The sequence below is a fragment of the Pseudomonas sp. GW821-FHT01E10 genome (assembly GCF_059422365.1).
Genome location: NZ_JBWKWT010000003.1, coordinates 482,107 through 500,811, shown reverse-complemented (window position 1 = coordinate 500,811; position 18,705 = coordinate 482,107). Strand labels below are relative to the sequence as shown.

Annotated in this window: 19 protein-coding genes; 8 read left to right on the top strand and 11 right to left on the bottom strand. The window is 59.7% G+C overall.

The features are described 5' to 3' along the window. Complete coding sequence (dapA, locus tag AC07V0_RS08895) at positions 1-879, bottom strand: 4-hydroxy-tetrahydrodipicolinate synthase (protein ID WP_007941448.1); 879 nt, start codon at positions 877-879, stop codon at positions 1-3. Positions 880-1,206: 327 nt separating this feature from the next. On the opposite strand from dapA, the gene AC07V0_RS08890 reads away from it, so the two are divergent. Then, positions 1,207-1,767, top strand: a complete 561-nt coding sequence (locus tag AC07V0_RS08890) for a glycine cleavage system transcriptional repressor (protein WP_007898662.1) — start codon at positions 1,207-1,209, stop codon at positions 1,765-1,767. A 10-nt stretch (positions 1,768-1,777) separates the two neighbouring features. Continuing rightward, complete coding sequence (locus tag AC07V0_RS08885) at positions 1,778-2,251, top strand: peroxiredoxin (RefSeq protein ID WP_018926778.1); 474 nt, start codon at positions 1,778-1,780, stop codon at positions 2,249-2,251. Between the two features lie 108 nt (positions 2,252-2,359). Here the strand turns inward: AC07V0_RS08885 and AC07V0_RS08880 are convergent, their stop codons facing one another. Both AC07V0_RS08880 and AC07V0_RS08875 read right to left on the bottom strand, forming a co-directional pair. Further along, positions 2,360-3,430, bottom strand: a complete 1,071-nt coding sequence (locus AC07V0_RS08880; protein WP_018926779.1) for an AI-2E family transporter — start codon at positions 3,428-3,430, stop codon at positions 2,360-2,362. Positions 3,431-3,461: 31 nt separating this feature from the next. Then, positions 3,462-3,701 carry a sulfurtransferase TusA family protein gene (locus AC07V0_RS08875; RefSeq protein ID WP_007941445.1) on the bottom strand — a complete coding sequence of 80 codons (240 nt, stop codon included), beginning with the start codon at positions 3,699-3,701 and terminating at the stop codon, positions 3,462-3,464. A gap of 97 nt (positions 3,702-3,798) precedes the next feature. Here AC07V0_RS08875 and AC07V0_RS08870 point away from each other — a divergent pair, with 97 nt between their 5' ends. After that, positions 3,799-5,232: a M48 family metalloprotease gene (locus tag AC07V0_RS08870; RefSeq protein ID WP_086944834.1), complete on the top strand. Its 1,434-nt coding sequence runs from the start codon at positions 3,799-3,801 to the stop codon at positions 5,230-5,232. A gap of 75 nt (positions 5,233-5,307) precedes the next feature. On the opposite strand, the gene AC07V0_RS08865 is transcribed toward AC07V0_RS08870, so the two are convergent. From AC07V0_RS08865 to rpoE, 4 genes are all read right to left on the bottom strand, one after another. Beyond that, positions 5,308-6,738: a DegQ family serine endoprotease gene (locus AC07V0_RS08865; protein ID WP_019647985.1), complete on the bottom strand. Its 1,431-nt coding sequence runs from the start codon at positions 6,736-6,738 to the stop codon at positions 5,308-5,310. Positions 6,739-6,984: 246 nt separating this feature from the next. Beyond that, complete coding sequence (locus AC07V0_RS08860; RefSeq protein WP_064619726.1) at positions 6,985-7,947, bottom strand: MucB/RseB C-terminal domain-containing protein; 963 nt, start codon at positions 7,945-7,947, stop codon at positions 6,985-6,987. An 8-nt stretch (positions 7,948-7,955) separates the two neighbouring features. Beyond that, positions 7,956-8,543 (bottom strand): sigma-E factor negative regulatory protein, encoded by a 588-nt coding sequence (locus AC07V0_RS08855; RefSeq protein WP_495019547.1) that lies wholly within the window; start codon positions 8,541-8,543, stop codon positions 7,956-7,958. Positions 8,544-8,573: 30 nt separating this feature from the next. After that, on the bottom strand, positions 8,574-9,155 hold the full coding sequence (gene rpoE / locus AC07V0_RS08850; RefSeq protein WP_003172477.1) for an RNA polymerase sigma factor RpoE/AlgU: 582 nt from the start codon (positions 9,153-9,155) through the stop codon (positions 8,574-8,576). Between the two features lie 557 nt (positions 9,156-9,712). On the opposite strand from rpoE, the gene nadB reads away from it, so the two are divergent. After that, entirely contained in the window at positions 9,713-11,329 is a 1,617-nt protein-coding gene (gene nadB, locus AC07V0_RS08845; protein WP_018926784.1) for an L-aspartate oxidase, read from the top strand. Here nadB and AC07V0_RS08840 read toward each other — a convergent pair. Together AC07V0_RS08840 and AC07V0_RS08835 are read right to left on the bottom strand one after the other, a co-directional pair. Then, positions 11,298-11,750: a protein YgfX gene (locus tag AC07V0_RS08840; protein ID WP_495019546.1), complete on the bottom strand. Its 453-nt coding sequence runs from the start codon at positions 11,748-11,750 to the stop codon at positions 11,298-11,300. The two genes, nadB and AC07V0_RS08840, sit on opposite strands and share 32 nt — an antisense overlap. Continuing rightward, complete coding sequence (locus AC07V0_RS08835; RefSeq protein ID WP_007941436.1) at positions 11,734-11,988, bottom strand: FAD assembly factor SdhE; 255 nt, start codon at positions 11,986-11,988, stop codon at positions 11,734-11,736. Before AC07V0_RS08835 ends, AC07V0_RS08840 begins: the two co-directional genes overlap by 17 nt. A 148-nt stretch (positions 11,989-12,136) precedes the next feature. Here AC07V0_RS08835 and ygfZ point away from each other — a divergent pair, with 148 nt between their 5' ends. Both ygfZ and AC07V0_RS08825 read left to right on the top strand, forming a co-directional pair. Continuing rightward, complete coding sequence (gene ygfZ, locus AC07V0_RS08830) at positions 12,137-13,078, top strand: CAF17-like 4Fe-4S cluster assembly/insertion protein YgfZ (protein WP_064619736.1); 942 nt, start codon at positions 12,137-12,139, stop codon at positions 13,076-13,078. A gap of 35 nt (positions 13,079-13,113) precedes the next feature. Further along, on the top strand, positions 13,114-13,935 hold the full coding sequence (locus AC07V0_RS08825; protein ID WP_086944831.1) for an HDOD domain-containing protein: 822 nt from the start codon (positions 13,114-13,116) through the stop codon (positions 13,933-13,935). Positions 13,936-14,060: 125 nt separating this feature from the next. On the opposite strand, the gene AC07V0_RS08820 is transcribed toward AC07V0_RS08825, so the two are convergent. Further along, positions 14,061-15,449: a sensor histidine kinase gene (locus AC07V0_RS08820; protein ID WP_086944830.1), complete on the bottom strand. Its 1,389-nt coding sequence runs from the start codon at positions 15,447-15,449 to the stop codon at positions 14,061-14,063. Next, positions 15,442-16,113, bottom strand: coding sequence for a response regulator (locus AC07V0_RS08815; protein WP_007941432.1), 672 nt, complete (start codon positions 16,111-16,113; stop codon positions 15,442-15,444). The genes AC07V0_RS08820 and AC07V0_RS08815 overlap by 8 nt, the downstream gene beginning before the upstream one ends. Positions 16,114-16,347: 234 nt before the next feature. Between AC07V0_RS08815 and AC07V0_RS08810 the strand changes: the two genes are divergently transcribed. Both AC07V0_RS08810 and AC07V0_RS08805 read left to right on the top strand, forming a co-directional pair. Next, positions 16,348-17,640, top strand: coding sequence for an OprD family porin (locus AC07V0_RS08810; protein WP_086944829.1), 1,293 nt, complete (start codon positions 16,348-16,350; stop codon positions 17,638-17,640). Positions 17,641-17,679: 39 nt separating this feature from the next. After that, complete coding sequence (locus tag AC07V0_RS08805; RefSeq protein ID WP_018926791.1) at positions 17,680-18,657, top strand: Bug family tripartite tricarboxylate transporter substrate binding protein; 978 nt, start codon at positions 17,680-17,682, stop codon at positions 18,655-18,657. The last annotated feature ends 48 nt before the right edge of the window (positions 18,658-18,705 follow it).

Here is an 18,705-nt window from a genome sequence, read left to right as displayed (position 1 = left end):
TTAAACCAGGACGCCGGACTGGCGCATGGCCTGCCGCAGCGGTTCGTGACAGGCAGCACTGAGCCAGGTGAGCGGCAGACGGATACCGTCCGGCATCAGGCCCATTTCATGCAGCGCCCATTTCACGGGGATAGGGTTGGATTCGATAAACAGGGTTTTATTGAGTGGCATCAGCTTTTCGTGGATCGCCCGGGCTTTGACGGCATCACCGGCCATCGCAGCGGCGCACAGCTCGCTCATGGCGCGCGGCGCAACGTTGGCGGTCACCGAAATATTGCCCTTGCCACCGAGCAGCATCAGCTCGACCGCGGTCGCATCGTCACCGGAATAGACCAGGAAGTCGCTGCTCACGCCGGCCAGGATATCCTTGGCGCGCTGCAGGTCGCCCGTGGCTTCCTTGATGCCGATGATGTTCTTCACGGTCGACAGGCGGATTACCGTCTCGGCCTGCATGTCGCACGCGGTACGACCCGGCACATTGTAAAGAATCTGCGGGATATCGACCGCTTCGGCGATGGCGCGGAAGTGCAGGTACAGGCCTTCTTGCGTCGGCTTGTTGTAATAAGGGGTTACCAGCAGGCACGCATCGGCGCCAGCGTTCTTCGCGTTGGTCGTCAGTTCGATCGCTTCACGCGTCGAATTGGCGCCCGTACCGGCGATCACCGGAATACGCCCTGCAACCTGGGCAACCACGCGACGAATCACTTCGATGTGCTCGTTCACGTCAAGCGTGGCCGACTCACCCGTAGTGCCGACCGCCACGATGGCGTTGGTGCCCTCTTGCAGGTGGAAGTCCACCAGTTTGCTCAGGCTGTCCCAGTCGAGACGACCCTGTGCATCCATGGGTGTGACCAGTGCCACCATACTGCCCGCAATCATGCAACCGCTCCTGCCGGAAAAAGAGAGCGGTAATGGTACTGGCGCCAAGATGCTTGTACAAGCGAAGTACTGCGCTGCCGCCATTCCCCTTGGCGCTGCTTTTCGCTACCCTTCAGACTTTGATCGGTACTGATAAGCTCGTACGCCGGTTTCCAGCCTCCATTTTCGGCATCACAAGCCCCGATCCAGCGTTGCCACCCCTCGCTCTTGCCATACTGGAGCACGTTGCAACCTTCGGCTGGGGGTTTGTGAATTCGCATCCGCAGGCTCGTCCCGGCAAAAAAGCCCATAAACAGTATCGACCGCTCATCGCTTTAGGAATGCTGCATGTCCACCCCCACAGTTCGCGAACAATTCCTTGTCATCAGTGCCCTCGGCGCCAACCCCATGGAGCTGACTAACGTCCTGTGCCGCGCCAGCCATGAAAACCGCTGCGCCGTGGTCACCTCTCGCCTGACGCGTCATGGCGAATGCAGCGCGCTGATCCTTGAGATCTCCGGCAGCTGGGACGCCCTGGCGCGCCTCGAAGGCAGTCTGCCAGTACTGGCCAAACGACACGCTTTCACTGTCAACGTGGTGCGCAGCGCAGCCCTGGAGAACCGTCCCCAGGCCTTGCCGTACGTCGCCTACGTCAGCTCGGCCTACCGCCCGGACATCATCAACGAGCTGTGCCAGTTCTTCATGGACCACAACGTCGAGCTGGAGAATCTGACCTGCGACACCTATCAGGCTCCGCAGACCGGCGGCACCATGCTCAACGCCACGTTTACCGTGACCTTGCCGGCCGGCACCCAGATCAGCTGGCTGCGCGACCAGTTCCTGGATTTCGCCGACGCCATGAACCTGGACGCACTGATTGAACCGTGGCGCCCACAAAACCCAATGTAAGGAAGCTTTCATGGCCGTAGCCATCGACCAACCGGTTGCCGACTTCGAAGCACCCGCCACCAGCGGGCAGACCGTCAGCCTCGCGGCCCTCAAAGGCAAGCAAGTGGTGATTTACTTCTACCCGAAGGACAGCACGCCGGGCTGCACCACCGAAGGCCAGGGTTTTCGCGACCAGTACGCGGCGTTCAAGGCGGCCAACACCGAGGTGTTCGGCCTATCTCGCGACAGCCTGAAGTCTCACGAAAACTTCAAGTGCAAGCAGGAGTTCCCCTTCGAGCTGATCAGCGACAAGGACGAAGCCATCTGTCAGCTGTTCGACGTGATCAAGCTTAAAAAGCTCTACGGCAAGGAATATATGGGTGTTGATCGCAGCACGTTCCTGATCGACAAGGATGGCGTGCTGCGTCAGGAATGGCGCGGCGTGAAGGTGCCGGGGCATGTGGATGCGGTTTTGGCGGCTGCTCAGGCGCTGAACAAGGCCTGATTTTTTGGGCGTCTATTCGGACGCCTTCGCGGGCAAGCCCGCTCCCATAGGGATGGTATGAACCCTGTGGGAGCGGGCTTGCCCGCAAAGAGGCCCTCAAATCGACGATCAAAGCAGCGGCGACACCTCCGGCTCCTTGCGCGGCCAGGCATCCAGCACGGCTTTGAACAACGTCGCCAGGGGAATCGCAAAGAACACGCCCCAAAAGCCCCACAACCCGCCAAACAGCAGCACCGCGCAGATGATCGCCACCGGGTGCAGGTTGACCGCCTCCGAGAACAGCAGCGGCACCAGCACGTTACCGTCCAGCGTCTGGATGATCCCGTAGACCGCCATCAAATAGATGAACTGATCGCTCCACCCCCATTGGAACAGCGCAATCAGCAGCACCGGCACGGTCACCACCACCGCCCCGACATAGGGCACCACTACCGACACACCCACCAACAACGCCAGCAGCGCCGCATAGTTGAGCCCCAGCGCCACGAAAGCGATGTAGGTCACGCCCCCACAAATGAAGATTTCGATGACCTTGCCACGAATGTAATTGGCAATCTGCCGGTTCATTTCCTGGGCGACCCGAGTGATCAGCGCTCGCTCCCGCGGCAGGTAACCACGCACCCACTGGCCGATCATCTCCCGGTCCTTGAGGAAGAAGAACACCAGGATCGGCACCAGCACCAGGTAGATCATGATGTTCACCAGCAGCGGCAAGCTCGACAACGAGAACGTCAGCGCCCACTGGCCGAATTTGCCGATCTCGCCCCGCGCCACTTCGATTGCCTGTAGCACTTGCTCATCCGACACCAGATGCGGATAACGCTCGGGCAGCAGCAATAGCAGTGATTGCCACTTGGCGAGCATGCCGGGCAATTCGTTGAACAGCGTGATCAACTGATGCCAAAGCAATGGCACCACGACGAGGATGAATACCAGCAGCCCCCCCATGAACAACGCGAAGACCAGCCCCACCGCCGCGGCCCCCGGCAGACGCAGGCGCTCGAGGATCACCACCAACCCCTGCATCAGATACGCCAGCACCATCCCGGCCAGCACTGGCGCAAGCATTCCACCCAGGGTGAGTACGGCGGTAAATGCCAGAAACAGCAGCACCGCCAGCACCACGGCCTCTTCATCCGAGAAATAGCGCTGAATCCAGTCGCGTAACACTTTGAACATCAATAATCCTTAGGAACGAACGCCGCAGGTTTCAGGCTTTTTTCAACCAATAGCGGTAAACGCCCGCCTCATCTTCTTCACGAAGCAGCGTATGACCGGCCAATCGGGCAAAGGTGCGAAAATCGCGCTGAGAGCCCGCATCGGTGGCAATCACCTTGAGCACCGCCCCGCTGGCCAGTCGGTTGAGTTCCATCTTGGCCTTGAGCAACGGCAGCGGACAATTCAGACCGCTGGCGTCCAGCTCGGCGTCGTGGGTTACAGCGTCAGTCATCGAATCACTCCGGGGCAGGGGTTGAGTCGCTTAGAATATCTGGTCCCAAGCGTAGTGTCCGGCTACAGTAACGTCTTTGTCGACTAAGGCTTTGTGCATGACTTTTTTGCGCCCTACCCTGCTGACGCTCGCTTGCCTGCTCGCCTCACCGGGCTTCGCCGACGACTTGCCGTCACTCGGTGACGCCAGTTCTGCCATCGTCTCGCCGCAACAGGAATACCAACTGGGCCGTGCGTGGCTGGCGATGCTGCGCAGCCAGGTGTCGCAACTCAACGATCCGCAACTCAAGGATTACGTCGAGTCGAGCGTCTACCGACTGGTGGAGACCAGCCAGGTCAATGACCGGCGCCTGGAGTTCATCCTGATCAACAGCCCACAGCTCAACGCTTTCGCCGCGCCGGGCGGGATCGTCGGCGTCAACGGGGGCTTGTTCCTCAACGCCCAGACCGAAGGCGAATATGCCTCGGTCCTGGCCCACGAACTGGCCCACTTGTCGCAGCGTCACTTCGCCCGTGGTGTCGAAGCCTCGCAACGCATGCAAGTTCCTATGATGGCTGCATTGCTGGCCGGGATCGTGATTGCCGCTGCCGGCGCAGGCGATGCCGGGATCGCAACCATTGCCGGCACCCAGGCGGCGGCGATGCAGGAACAACGACGGTTCTCGCGCCAGAACGAACAGGAAGCCGACCGTATCGGCATCATGAATCTGGAGAAGGCCGGTTACGATCCGCGCTCGATGCCGACCATGTTCGAACGGCTGATGCGCCAGTACCGCTACGATGCCAAGCCGCCGGAATTCCTGCTGACTCACCCGGTGACCGAATCGCGTATCGCCGACACCCGCAACCGTGCCGAACAGGCCAAACCGGGCGGTATCGAAGACAGCATGCGTTATCAGCTGATTCGTGCACGCGTGCAGCTGATCTATGAAGAAACCCCAGGCTTGGGTGCCAAGCGCTTCCGCGCCCAACTCGATGAAAACCCGAAAAACGACGTCGCGCGCTATGGCCTGGCAATCGCCCAGATCAAGGGCGGCCAGCTGAATGAAGCTCGCGAGAACCTCAAGCAGCTGCTGACCAAGTCGCCGAACGAGATCATCTACAACCTGGCGCAGGTCGATCTGGACATCACCAATAATCGTCTGCCCGATGCTCAGTCACGGGTTGACCGGATGCTGACTCAGTATCCGGGCAACTACCCACTGAATCAGGTGCGTGTCGATCTGCTGCTCAAGCAGAATCGAGCAGCCGATGCGGAAAAAGCGCTGGAGAACCTGCTCAAGACCCGCCCCGAAGATCCGGACGTCTGGTACCTGGTGGCCGAGACTCGCGGCCTGTCGGGCAACATCATCGGCCTGCATCAAGCTCGTGCAGAGTACTTCGCACTGATCGGCGATTATCGCCAGGCGATCCAGCAACTGGACTTCGCCAAACGCAAGGCGGGCAGCAACTTCCCGCTGTCATCGCGGATCGACGCACGGCAACGCGAGCTGATAGAGCAGGAACGCATGGTCAAGGACATGATGGGCTGACCGCTTCGAGGTCAAAATTCAGGTACAAAAAAACCGCCTCTTTCGAGGCGGTTTTTTATTCAGCCGACAACCGGTTTATTCAGCCAGCTTGAAGGTGATGAAGCTGGCGCGACCCTGGCGCAGAACCCGCATCGACACCGAGCGGTTCTTCGGCAACGCCTTGGCAATCTCGGTGAACTCCTTGGTGGAGCCGATCGCCTGGTTGTTCAGGTGAGTGATCACATCACCAGGCTGCAAGCCGATCAGGGCAGCAGGACCGTCCTGCACGTCCTTGATTACCACACCACCTTTAAGGTCGTAGGCTTTCTTCTGCTCATCGGTCAATTCGGCCACGGAAACACCCAGGCGATTGCTGCTGCGCTCCGCGCCAGATTTAGGCTGGGCGTCCAGCTCTTTGCCTTCTTCAGGGATAGCGCCGACGGTCAGCTCGACATTCTTGCGTTTGCCTTCGCGGATCACCTCAAGATTGGCTTTCGAGCCTGCCTTCAGCGCACCCACCAAGTGCGGCAGATCGGCGGACATGACGATCGGTTGACCGTTCATGCTCAGGATCACGTCGCCCACTTGCAGGCCACCCTTGGCAGCCGGACCGTCATCCTGGATCTGAGCCACCAGCGCACCGGCCGGTTTCTCAAGACCGAACGACTCGGCCAGATCTTTGCTCACTTCCTGGATCACCACACCCAACCAGCCACGGCTGACTTTACCGCCGCTTTTCAGCTGATTGGAAACGTCCATCGCCACATCGATAGGGATCGCGAACGACACGCCCATGAAGCCGCCGGAACGGGTGTAGATCTGCGAGTTGATGCCGACCACTTCACCGGCCAGGTTGAACAGCGGACCACCGGAGTTACCCGGGTTGATCGGCACGTCGGTCTGGATGAACGGCACATAGTTTTCGTTCGGCAGGCTGCGACCGATGGCACTGACGATACCTTGAGTCACTGTGTGATCAAAGCCGAACGGCGAGCCGATGGCCACGACCCACTGACCGGCCTTCAGGTCCTGCGATTTGCCGAGCTTCAGAACCGGCAGGTTCTTGCCTTCGATTTTCAGCAAGGCGACGTCGGAACGCGGATCGGTACCGATCAGCTTGGCTTTCAACTCACTGCGATCGGCGAGGCGCACGAGAATCTCGTCGGCATCGGCGATCACATGGTTGTTTGTCAGGATGTAGCCGTCAGGCGAAATGATGAAACCCGATCCCAGGGACTGCGCTTCGCGCTGGCGATCGCCACGAGGTGAGCGTGGCTGCTGCGGCATACCACGTTCAAAGAACTCGCGCAGCATCGGCGGCAAGCCTTCAAGATCAGGCATTTGCTCGCTGGACACTTTGCGTTCCGGCAACTTCTGGGTAGTACTGATATTCACCACCGCGGGCGAGGCCTGCTCGACCAGTTGCGTGAAGTCAGGCAAGTCGGCCGCTTGCGCAGTGACCGCCTGACCGAGCACCAACACGGTGGCAAAAATGGAGAGATAAGACTTCAAGCGTGGTATCGACATACGGCTCCCGTTACGACGAGCATGGTTAAGCGATATGGAGCAAGGAACACCGGAAACGATACGCCGGTATTTTTGTTCCGGGAACAACAAACAAGGCCAGAGCCGAGGGGCTCTGACCTATAAAAAATTTTCGGGATATTTGCAAATGAAAATGCTCGGCAAAACATTTCGAGGCCTCAACGACGGGGCAGCCATTGCCAACCTCCCGCACCCTACAGCCCCGATTGATGAGCATGACTGATCAGCTCACTGCTTGTTGGTAGCCGCGGCATCGTTGCGCATGGACAGCGCAATCCGTTCGGCGGTACCAATCGGTATTTCACCGACCACGGTCACCATTATTTCGCCTTGCGGAGTGGTCAAGCGACGGGACACAGCGACTGTTGGCCCCAGCTGGGTACGGGTGTCGGTGACTGTTGCCCCATTCAATGGCTCAAGGAACACCGAGAATCGGGCCAGACCGTCGTCGAACATCAGACTGTTGACCTGGACTTTGGTATCCGGATCCTTGTGAGAGTTACTGCTGGTCAGTTCGAAACCTGGCGGCAACCAGTCAGAATGCCAGACCTGCGCAGTCTTGACGGCGGACGCCTTGTCACTGTCCAGGTTAATGGGCTTGCACTCGGAACCTGCCTGCAAATCGCTGTCGGAAGGCACCTCGGCAGTATCCAGCCGGGTGAACTGGAACCGTTCCAGCAGTTGCCCTTTGTCATTGAGCAACAATGACTTCAACGGCAAGCCTGTTTCCTTGTCCAGATGCAGTTCAAAACCATAGCGGTGCTGATCGCGAGGTGTCAACGAGACGATCACCGCCGAACGCCCGGCCACGCGCGACTTGCCGATGACGGCAAGGTCATACCAATTCTTTAGCTTTTGTGGATCGAGTGCACGAGCAGCGGAGTTGGGTGAGTCCCCCAGCCCTGCCATCAGGGTGCCGCTGACGCATTGAGTATGCCCATCAATGCGCACGACTTCCTGGGCCGAACCGTCGAGCTGAAGTAAACGCTCTTGGACTTTGCCATCCTGGACGCGATGCCAGATGTTATGGGTAGAAAAACTACCGTTACGCTCGTAGACGAAAGTACCGTGAAAGCTCTGCGTTTGCTCCGCCTGTCCCAGACGCTTCAGCCAGTCCTGGGCTTCATCGGCATGGGCTGGAACAATAAACCAGCCACTGAGCAGAAGCGTAAGTAGAGGTATGGCGCGCATGATCCTCCTTAACGGTTTTCCAGGCTTGCTGCACGAGCGTAAGGCAGAGCGCTCTCAGTACCTTTCAGTGCAGCCTGTTGAGCATGTTGGCGCAAGTAACCTGGCAGACGCTGATCGTGCCAGCCTGGCTGACCTTGCAATACACCGTTGGCCATAGGGCCAGTGGCGTCCGAACTCTCATTGTAGCCTGCCAATACAGCGGGACCCTTGACCTGAGGAGTGGTCAGACTTGGCTGATTAGAATGCTGAGCCAGTTCGACACCTGCGATCTCGTCCTGGTTGTACAGACGTACACCTGCCAGCACGGCAATGGTCACCGAAGCAGCGACTGCCAGACGACCCAGGCTGCGCCATGGACCACGAGAGGTTTTTGCCGGTACGGCTTCGTCAGCCAGCGCAGCAGAAACTGCTGCAGCGATTTCCAGACGAGGGAGCAGCAGGTCCTTGTGCATGACTGCCCGAGCGATCTGGTAACGAGCCCAGGTTTCGCGGGTTTCAACATCGTCGAAGGCATTCAACACCCGACGCAATTCCAGTTCGTCCGCTTCGTTATCCATCACTGCGGACAGCGATTCCTGCAGGGCTTCACGACTCATGGCGTTCCTCTCTTGGCTGTCGCCGCTGTCTCAGTTTTCCTGCAACAACGGCTGCAGGGCTTTATCGATGGCCTCCCGGGCGCGGAAGATCCGGGAGCGCACGGTACCCACCGGACACTGCATGACGCTGGCAATGTCCTCGTAACTCAGACCATCGAATTCACGTAAAGTTAAAGCCGTACGCAAATCTTCTGGCAGTTGCTGAATGGTTCGATGGACGGTGCCTTCGATCTCATCCCGCAGCAATGCACGTTCTGGCGACTCGAGATCCTTGAGGCCATGATCGCCATCGTAGAACTCTGCATCCTCGGAACTGACATCGCTATCCGGCGGCCGACGGCCGCGTGAAACCAGATAGTTTTTCGCCGTGTTGATGGCGATACGGTAAAGCCACGTATAAAACGCGCTGTCTCCGCGAAAATTACCAAGTGCACGGTATGCCTTGATAAAGGCTTCCTGTGCGACATCCTGGGCTTCATGGGTGTCGTGCACGAAACGCACGATCAACCCGAGAATTTTGTGCTGGTATTTCAGCACTAGCAGATCGAAAGCTCGCTTGTCGCCGCGTTGAACGCGCTCGACCAGCTGCTGATCCTCTTCCTGGGTTAGCATGAACACTCCTCGATAAGCTCGAAGGAGGCTTGCATTACTGAACGACCAGACTTGCAAACATAGACTCGGGCTTTTCGCAAAAGTTCTCCCCCTCCAAGCAAGTTTCCTGCGGGCTCTGATTTGGCACGCACGAAAAGCGCAGCGCGGGAAACCCAGGCTGCGCGAATAATCTTGTCATCGGATTCGTCAGCAGGGACCTAACCGCAAGTCCCGCACCGAAACCGACACTGTCCCTTGTTCCAGGCAACCGTCTATTGATCTTGAGCCTTTGGCAAAAGTTCCATATTTATAGCCGCCTGAAACCGACATTGTGCAACCGTGAAACGAAAAAGACTGTTAAATCCACGATACAGTCGCCTTGTCGCCAACACAGTCAAAAAAACTTCCGACGAAGAGTCCAGTCTTTTCCGTCACAGTAGTTTCACAATGCCATGTGGGCCCGGCTATTGTGCCGCTCCCCCCCTCTATATACTAGTGGGCTGTGTGGCTGTCCTGACTCGCCGATCCAGCTGTCTTGCGCCACCCCCGACCCGGGTCGCTTTGAGCGGAATCCTGAAATGAGCCAACAGTTTCAACACGATGTTCTGGTAATTGGCAGCGGTGCTGCCGGCTTGAGTCTTGCGCTGACCTTGCCCGGTCATTTGCGCATCGCCGTATTGAGCAAAGGCGACCTCGCCAATGGCTCGACCTTCTGGGCCCAGGGCGGTGTCGCCGCCGTCCTGGATGACACCGATACTGTCGAGTCCCACGTCGACGATACCCTCAACGCCGGGGGTGGCCTGTGCCATGAAGACGCCGTGCGCTTTACCGTCGAGCACAGCAGAGAAGCGATTCAATGGCTGATCGACCAAGGCGTACCCTTTACCCGTGACGAACAGTCCGGCACCGAAGACGGCGGTTTCGAGTTTCACCTGACCCGCGAAGGCGGTCACAGCCATCGACGCATCATCCACGCCGCCGATGCGACAGGTGCGGCGATCTTCAGAACCCTGCTCGACCAGGCCATACAGCGGCCCAACATCGAGCTGCTGGAACAGCGGGTCGCAATCGATCTGATCACCGAAAAGCGCCTGGGCCTTGAAGGCGACCGCTGCCTCGGTGCCTACGTCCTCAACCGCAGCACGGGTGAAGTCGACACTTACGGTGCGCGCTTCGTGATCCTTGCGTCGGGCGGCGCGGCGAAGGTCTACCTCTATACCAGCAACCCTGATGGCGCCTGCGGTGATGGCATCGCCATGGCCTGGCGTTCGGGCTGCCGGGTGGCGAACCTGGAGTTCAACCAGTTCCACCCGACCTGCCTTTATCACCCGCAAGCCAAGAGTTTCCTGATAACCGAAGCCCTGCGCGGCGAAGGCGGACACTTGAAGCTGCCTAACGGCGAACGCTTCATGCAGCGCTTCGATCCACGGGCCGAACTGGCACCACGGGACATCGTCGCCCGCGCCATCGACCATGAGATGAAGCGCCTGGGCATCGACTGCGTTTACCTGGACATCAGCCACAAGCCTGAAGACTTCATCAAGACGCACTTCCCGACGGTCTATGAACGCTGCCTGGAATTCTCGATCGACATCACCAAACAACCGATTCCGGTGGTGCCGGCGGCGCACTACACCTGCGGCGGCGTGATGGTCGATCAGCGGGGTCGCACCGACGTGCCGGGCCTGTATGCGATTGGTGAAACCAGCTTCACCGGCCTGCATGGCGCCAACCGCATGGCCAGCAACTCGCTGCTGGAATGTTTCGTTTATGCCCGTTCGGCGGCGACGGACATTCTTGAGCAGTTGCCAGAGGTGTCGATTCCGACCGCCCTGCCCGTCTGGGATGCCAGCCAGGTCACCGACTCCGACGAAGACGTGATCATCGCGCACAACTGGGACGAACTGCGGCGATTCATGTGGGACTATGTGGGCATCGTGCGCACCAACAAGCGCCTGCAACGAGCCCAGCACCGAGTGCAGTTATTGCTGGACGAAATCGACGAGTTCTACAGCAACTATAAAGTGAGCCGAGACCTGATCGAGCTGAGGAACCTGGCTCAGGTAGCAGACCTGATGATCCGGTCGGCCATGGAACGCAAGGAAAGTCGCGGCCTGCATTACACCCTCGACTACCCGAACCTGCTGCCGGTCGCCCTGGACACTATTCTGGTGCCGCCCACCTACGCCGACTGAACTTGAGCCGAACCCGCAGGCGTCGGTGCACATCCACCGCCTGCGAATCCCGCGGCACGCATATCGCCCTGACACCTCGCTCGCCCCGCAGGCGAAAGCGCAGCACCACAACCAACGGCAGCGCCAGGCTGTCCGGCCGTAGCTGTACGGGTTGCCAACCTTGCGCCTGACTCCACAACTGCCAGCCATCGGCATCGCGACGCAAGCCGCGAAAAGCCTGTGGGTGTGTCAGCAGAATCTGTCGCGGCAATACCCAAATGCTGTGAGCCACGCACAACGCTACGCCGAGCAGGTTGGCCCAGAGCGGTATCGAGAGAAGAAACAGCGAACCCAACGCGAACAGCTGGGCGAGAAGATAGGCCGCCAGCAACTGCCGTGAGGCATGCCAGCGGCATTCGAACGCGTTACTTGGGCTGGACACGATCCAGGATCATGCGAACCATGCGCTGCAGCTCCGGATCTTCCGATTCGGCGCGTTCCATGAACCAGCCGAACATGTCCTGATCCTCGCACTCCAGCAGGCGGACATACAGCGCGCGATCTACCTCGTTCAGATTCGCGTAAACCTCTTTCACGAACGGCACCAGAAGCACGTCAAGTTCCAGCATGCCGCGACGGCTGTGCCAAAAGAGGCGGTTCAGTTCAACGTTATCGACCATGGAGCGCTCCTCAAATAGGCCGCAAGTATACAGCCCCGAGGCGAGCCGAACAGTCGGCTTTGGTCGGCACTGACGATCCTTTGTGAACTACCCATTTCAAGGGCGCCCCCTTATGATGTCCCTCAGACTCTTTACCCTGCGATGACCCATGGCCGATTCTGCTTTTTTCTGCACCCTGTCTCACGAAGGCGTTCTCGCGGTACGCGGCTCGGATGCCAGCAAATTCCTGCAAGGCCAATTGACTTGCAACCTCAATTACCTGAGCGAAACCCAGGCCAGCCTTGGCGCGCGTTGCACGCAGAAAGGCCGGATGCAGTCGAGTTTCCGCATTCTGCTGGAAGGCGACGGTGTGCTCATGGCGATGGCCAGCGAGCTGCTGGAGCCGCAATTGGCGGACCTGAAAAAGTACGCGGTGTTCTCCAAATCGAAACTGACCGACGAAAGTGCCGGCTGGGTTCGTTTTGGCCTTGAGCATGGCGATGCGGCACTGGCCAGCCTGGGCCTGGCGCTACCGGTCGACACCGACAGCGTCGTGCGCAATGACGGCCTGATCGCCCTTCGCGTCTCGCCTGAGCGCGCTGAACTCTGGGTGAACGCCGATCAAGCCGACACCATCAAGGGCAAGCTGTCCGCCCTGCTGGCCGAAGGCGAACTGAATCAATGGCTGCTGGGCCAGATCCGCGCTGGGATCGGCCAGGTCATGCCAAGCACCCGCGAGCTGTTCATCCCGCAGATGCTCAATCTGCAAGCCGTCGGCGGCGTGAGCTTCAAGAAGGGTTGCTACACTGGCCAGGAAATCGTTGCGCGCATGCAATACCTGGGCAAACTCAAGCGTCGTCTGTATCGCTTGCAACTGGAAGGTAGTGAACTGCCTGAACCCGGCACGCCACTGTTCTCCCCGACTCACGGCAGTTCGATCGGTGAAGTGGTGATCGCTGCTCGCACCGAGCAAAACATTGAACTCCTGGCCGTGCTGCAAGCCGAAGCTGCAGAAGATGGCAACCTGCACCTTGGCGCACTCGAAGGTCCGGGCCTGCATTTGCTCGACCTGCCTTACCAACTGGATCGTGATCGCGAAATCCAGCGTTAACAGCAGCACTTGTCGCAATACCCTAGAGAAAAGAAATGAGTGAGCTGGCGGATAAGGTCCAACAGGATTTGGTTGAGGCCATCGATAATGATGACCTGGTTCTGCCAACATTACCGGAAGTGGCCCTGCAGATTCGCAAGGCCGCCGAAGACCCGGAAATCAGTGTCAGCACCCTGAGCAAAGTGATCGGCCGTGACACCGCGCTGTCGGCGCGCCTGATCAAAGTGGTCAATAGCCCGTTGCTGCGCGCGACCCAGGAAGTGACTGACTTGCACACGGCCATCACCCGGCTGGGCGTCAATTACAGCAGCAACCTGGCCATCGGCCTGGTGATGGAACAGATTTTCAATGCCCGTTCCGAAGTGGTGGAACAGAAAATGCGCGAGGTCTGGCGCAAAAGCCTGGAAATCGCCGGCGTCAGCTATGCGTTGTGCCGCAGCTACACACAACTCAAGCCTGATCAAGCGGCGCTCGGCGGGCTGGTGCATCAGATTGGCGTGCTGCCGATCCTGACCTACGCCGAAGATCACTATGAATTGCTGTCAGACCCGGTCAGCCTCAACCATGTGATCGAACGCATCCATCCGCTGCTCGGCGATAAATTGCTCAGGGTCTGGGATTTTCCGGAAATGCTGGTGCAATTGCCGGGGCTGTATCTGGATTTCAAGCGGCAATCGGCGCGGGTCGACTATGTCGATCTGGTGCAAGTGGCCAGCCTGTATTGCCACAAGGACACCGACCATCCTCTGGCTCGCATCGACCCGGTCAGTGTGCCTGCCTTCGAGAAGCTGGGGATCGATCCGGAGAACGAAGCGATGTGCAAGGATCTGGAAGAGTCGCGGTCGATGTTTTACTGATTTCTGTGGCGAGGGGGCTTGCCCCCGTTGGACTGCGCAGCAGTCCCTTCTTGGGGCCGCTTCGCTGCCCAACGGGAGCAAGCTCCCTCGCCACAACAAGCCTCTCTCCGCAGGTATGAGTGTGTTCACTCCCCCGCAATAAAACTTACCCGCACTTTCAGCCCCGCCAACTCGCCATCGTGCAGGCTGATCTGCGCCAGATGGGCGCGGCAGATCTCGCCGACAATCGCCAGCCCCAATCCCGACCCAGCCACCTGCTGGTTGCGCCGGTAAAAGCGCTCGAACACCCGTTCCCGCTCTTCAAGGGGAATTCCCGGACCATCGTCCTCGACCTCCAGCACCGCCGGCGCCGTGACCCGCAGAATCACATTGCCGCCCGGTGGCGTGTGGGCCAGTGCGTTGTCCACCAGATTGCTCAACAGCTCGTTCAGCAGCGTCGGCTCACCACGCATCCACACCGGCTCGTCAGCTTCCAGCGCCAGTGCCACGCCACGTGCATGGGCCAGCGGCGCCATGGCCATGCCCAGTTCACGGGCCAATTGACTGAGATCGAGCAACTGCGCACCGCCCTCGGCGATGGCCCGGGCGCCATTCTCGACCCGTGCCAGCGAGAGCAATTGATTGGCCAGATGGGTCAGGCGATCCGTACCCTGGGCGGCCGTTTCCAGGGTGCTGCGCCAGATTTCGGGTTCGTTCGAGCGCAAGCCCAGTTCGAGGCGAGCCTTGAGCGCCGCCAGCGGCGTGCGCAGTTCATGGGCGGCATCGGCGATGAATTGCGCCTGGCGCTCGAACTGCCCGCGCAACCGCTCGGTAAAGTGATTGAGCGCACGCACCAGCGGCCCCAGCTCGTGCTGCACTTCCACCAGCGGCAAGGGGCGCAAGTCATCGGGTTGACGCTCTTCCACCGCGGTACGCAAGCGCTCCAGTGGACGCAGCGCCGCACTGACCGCAAACCACACCAGCAACAACGCACCGATCGCCAGCATGCCCAGCCGCAACAAGGTGTCGGCCATCAGGCTGCGCGCCATACGGACCCGCGCCTCATCGGTTTCCGCCACGCGGATTTCCGCCATGCCGTTCATGTTCGGTTCGCTGACCGCTTTGAGCAGGCTGACCACCCGCACGTTCTGCCCTTGATAGGTAGCATTGTAGAAACGCGCCAGCGCCGGATAGTCATCGGTGCGCGGCGTTCCCGGTGGTGGTGGCGGCAGGTTTTCGTAGCCCGAAATCAGCTTCTGATTGATGTCGTTGACCAGGTAAAAAATCCGCCCGGCGCTGTCGTAGGCGAACGTGTCGAGGGCCACGTAAGGCACGTTGGCGCTGAGGCTGCCGTCGCGCTGGGACAGGCCGGCGGCGATGGTCCGCGCCGAGGCCAGCAAGGTCCGGTCATACGCGGTGTCGGCGGCTTCGCGACCGTTCCAGTACGCACTCAAACCACTGGCGAGCATCAACACCACCAGCAGCAGCGCGAGGTTCCACAGCAACCGCCAACGCAGGCTGCTGAGCTTATGCATCGCGGCTTTCCAGCAAATAGCCAAGGCCACGGAAGGTCACGATGGCCACCGGTTGGCCGTCGAGTTTTTTGCGCAAGCGGTGGACGTAGATCTCGATGGCATCGGGACTGGCCTCCTCATCCAGGCCGAAGACCTGAGCCGCCAATTGCTCCTTGCTCATCACCCGGCCGGGACGGGCGATCAGGGCTTCGAGCACTGCCTGCTCGCGGGAGGTCAGGGTCAGCAATTCTTCGCCGAGGGTGAAGCGCCGGGTGTCCAGATCGTAAGCCAGCACGCCACAGCGTTGCTGGCGTTCACCGCCGAGCACACTGCGGCGCAGCAAGGCTTTGACCCGGGCTTCGAGTTCGGTCAGTTCGAAAGGTTTGGCCAGGTAATCGTCAGCCCCCAGGTTCAGGCCATGGACCCGGTCCTTGACGTCGCTGCGGGCGGTCAGCATCAGCACCGGCAGGTTCTTGCCCCGGGCCCGCAAGCGCGCCAGCACTTCGAAACCGTCCATGCGCGGCAGGCCGACATCGAGGATCGCCATGGCGTATTCCTCGCTGCTCAAGGCCAGGTCGGCCGCCACACCGTCGTGCAGCACATCCACGGTCAGCCCGGTGCTCTTGAGCGCCTGGGCGACACTTTCGGCAAGCTGCAGATGGTCTTCGACGAGCAGAACACGCATGGATCTTTACCTCATTCAGGGATGGTCGACGCCATTCTTTGGCGCGGAGTTTACAGCCGCATCCGTCGCTGTGAAGCCCGAAAACCGTGAGAGTCAGCTGAAAGGTTAGCGAAAGGTTGGCCGGTTAGAGTCCCGCTACGGACAGCTTTCACTGCCGTAGTCAGAGCACATAGCGATACGAAAAACGCCCCGAAGCGTTTTCGCCAATAAGAATAATAAACGGAGTATGTCACCATGCTGTCCATGCAGCTTCAGGCTCGCCCGCCTGTTCGTTTTTCCCGCCTCAACCACACCGCCCTTGTCAGTGCCGCCGCCCTCGCCGGCTTTTCGCCGTTGAGCCAGGCTGCCTTCTTCGAAGACAGTAAGGCAACCTTCGAAACCCGCAACATGTATTTCAACCGCGACTTTCGCGATGGCACCAGCGCCCAGCAATCCAAGCGGGACGAATGGGCCCAGGGGTTCATGCTCAATCTGCAATCGGGTTACACCGACGGCACCGTGGGGTTTGGTGTCGATGCGCTGGGCATGCTGGGGGTAAAACTCGATTCGAGTCCGGACCGCACCGGTACCGGCCTGCTGCCAACCCATGACGACGGGCGCGCGGCGAACGAGTATTCCAAGCTCGGCCTGACCGGCAAAGTGAAGATCTCCGCCACGGAACTGAAAATCGGCAGCCTGATTCCGGAACTGCCGATCCTCAAGCCCAACGACGGCCGCATTCTGCCGCAGACCTTTGAAGGCGGGATGCTGACCTCCAAAGAGATCAAGAACCTGACCTTCACCGGCGGGCGTCTGGAGAAAGCCAAGGACCGCGACAGCACCGACTTCGAAGACATCGCCCTCAACAACAAGAACAGCCGCTTCGCCGGCACCGTGGCAGGCAAGCATTTTGACTTTGGCGGCGTGGACTACAAGTTCACCGACAAGATCACCGGCAGCTACCACTTCGCTCAACTCGATGAAGTCTACAACCAGCACTTCCTCGGTGTTGTCGCTTCGCAACCGTTCGGCCCCGGCACTTTCGGTACCGACCTGCGGTTTGCCATCAGTGACGATGAGGGCGCGGCCCGTGGCGGCAAGATCGACAACAAATCCCTGAACGGGCTGGTGAGCTACGCCTTGAGCGGGCATAAACTCAGCGCCGGCTATCAGCGCATGTCCGGTGACAGCGCCTTCCCCTACGTCGATGGCAGCGATCCGTACCTGGTCAACTTCGTGCAGATCAATGACTTTGCCGGCGCCGAAGAACACTCCTGGCAGGCACGTTACGACTATGATTTCGCCAAACTCGGCGTTCCCGGCCTGAGCTTCATGAGCCGTTACGTGAGCGGCGACAACATCAAGCTCAAGAACGGTGATGAAGGCAAAGAGTGGGAACGCAACACCGAGATCAAATACGTCGTACAAAGCGGCGCCCTCAAGGACGTTGCCGTACGCCTGCGCAATGCCACCTACCGTTCCAACTACTCCGCTCGCGATGCCGATGAAGTGCGTCTGCTGGTGAGCTATAGCGTTGCCCTTTGGTAATTCAGTACGTCCATAACAAAAACTCTTAAGGAGACTTGAATGAACCTATCACTGCGTAAAGTTGCTCTGGCCACCGGCATCATGCTGTTCGCCGGCCAATTGCTGGCCGAACCCAAACGCCCGGAATGCATCGCCCCAGCCTCGCCGGGCGGTGGTTTCGACCTCACCTGCAAACTGGCGCAAAGCGCGCTGGTCAACGAAAAACTGCTGACCAAACCGATGCGCGTGACCTACATGCCCGGCGGTGTCGGCGCGGTGGCGTACAACGCTGTGGTCGCTCAGCGCCCGGCCGATGCCGGTACGCTGGTGGCCTGGTCCAGCGGTTCGCTGCTGAACCTGGCGCAAGGCAAATTCGGGCGTTTCGATGAAAGCGCCGTGCGCTGGTTGGCGGCGGTTGGCACCAGTTATGGCGCCATCGCGGTGAAAAGCGATTCGCCTTACAAGACCCTGGACGATCTGGTCAAAGCCCTGAAGAAAGACCCAAGCTCGGTGGTGATCGGTTCCGGCGGCACCGTCGGCAGCCAGGACTGGATGCAAACCGCCCTGATCGCCAAAGCGGCCGGGATCAACCCGCGCGACCTGCGTTACGTCGCCCTCGAAGGCGGCGGTGAAATCGCCACCGCCCTGCTCGGCGGCCACATCCAGGTTGGCAGCACCGACATCTCCGACTCCATGCCACACATCCTGAGCGGTGACATGCGTCTGCTGGCGGTGTTCTCCGAGAAGCGTCTGGACGAGCCGGAAATGAAAGACATTCCGACCGCTAAAGAGCAAGGCTACAACATCGTCTGGCCGGTGGTTCGCGGCTTCTACCTCGGGCCAAAAGTCAGCGACGAAGACTACGCCTGGTGGAAAAACGCCTTCGACAAACTGCTGGCCTCCGAGGATTTCGCCAAGCTGCGCGATCAGCGTGAACTGTTCCCGTTCGCCATGACCGGCCCGGAGCTCGACACCTACGTGAAGAAGCAGGTCGCGGACTACAAAGTGCTGGCCAAAGAGTTCGGCCTGATCCAGTGATCGCCTCTGTCTAGCGGCTGCGGCCCCGGTTCTCGGGGTCGTGGCCCA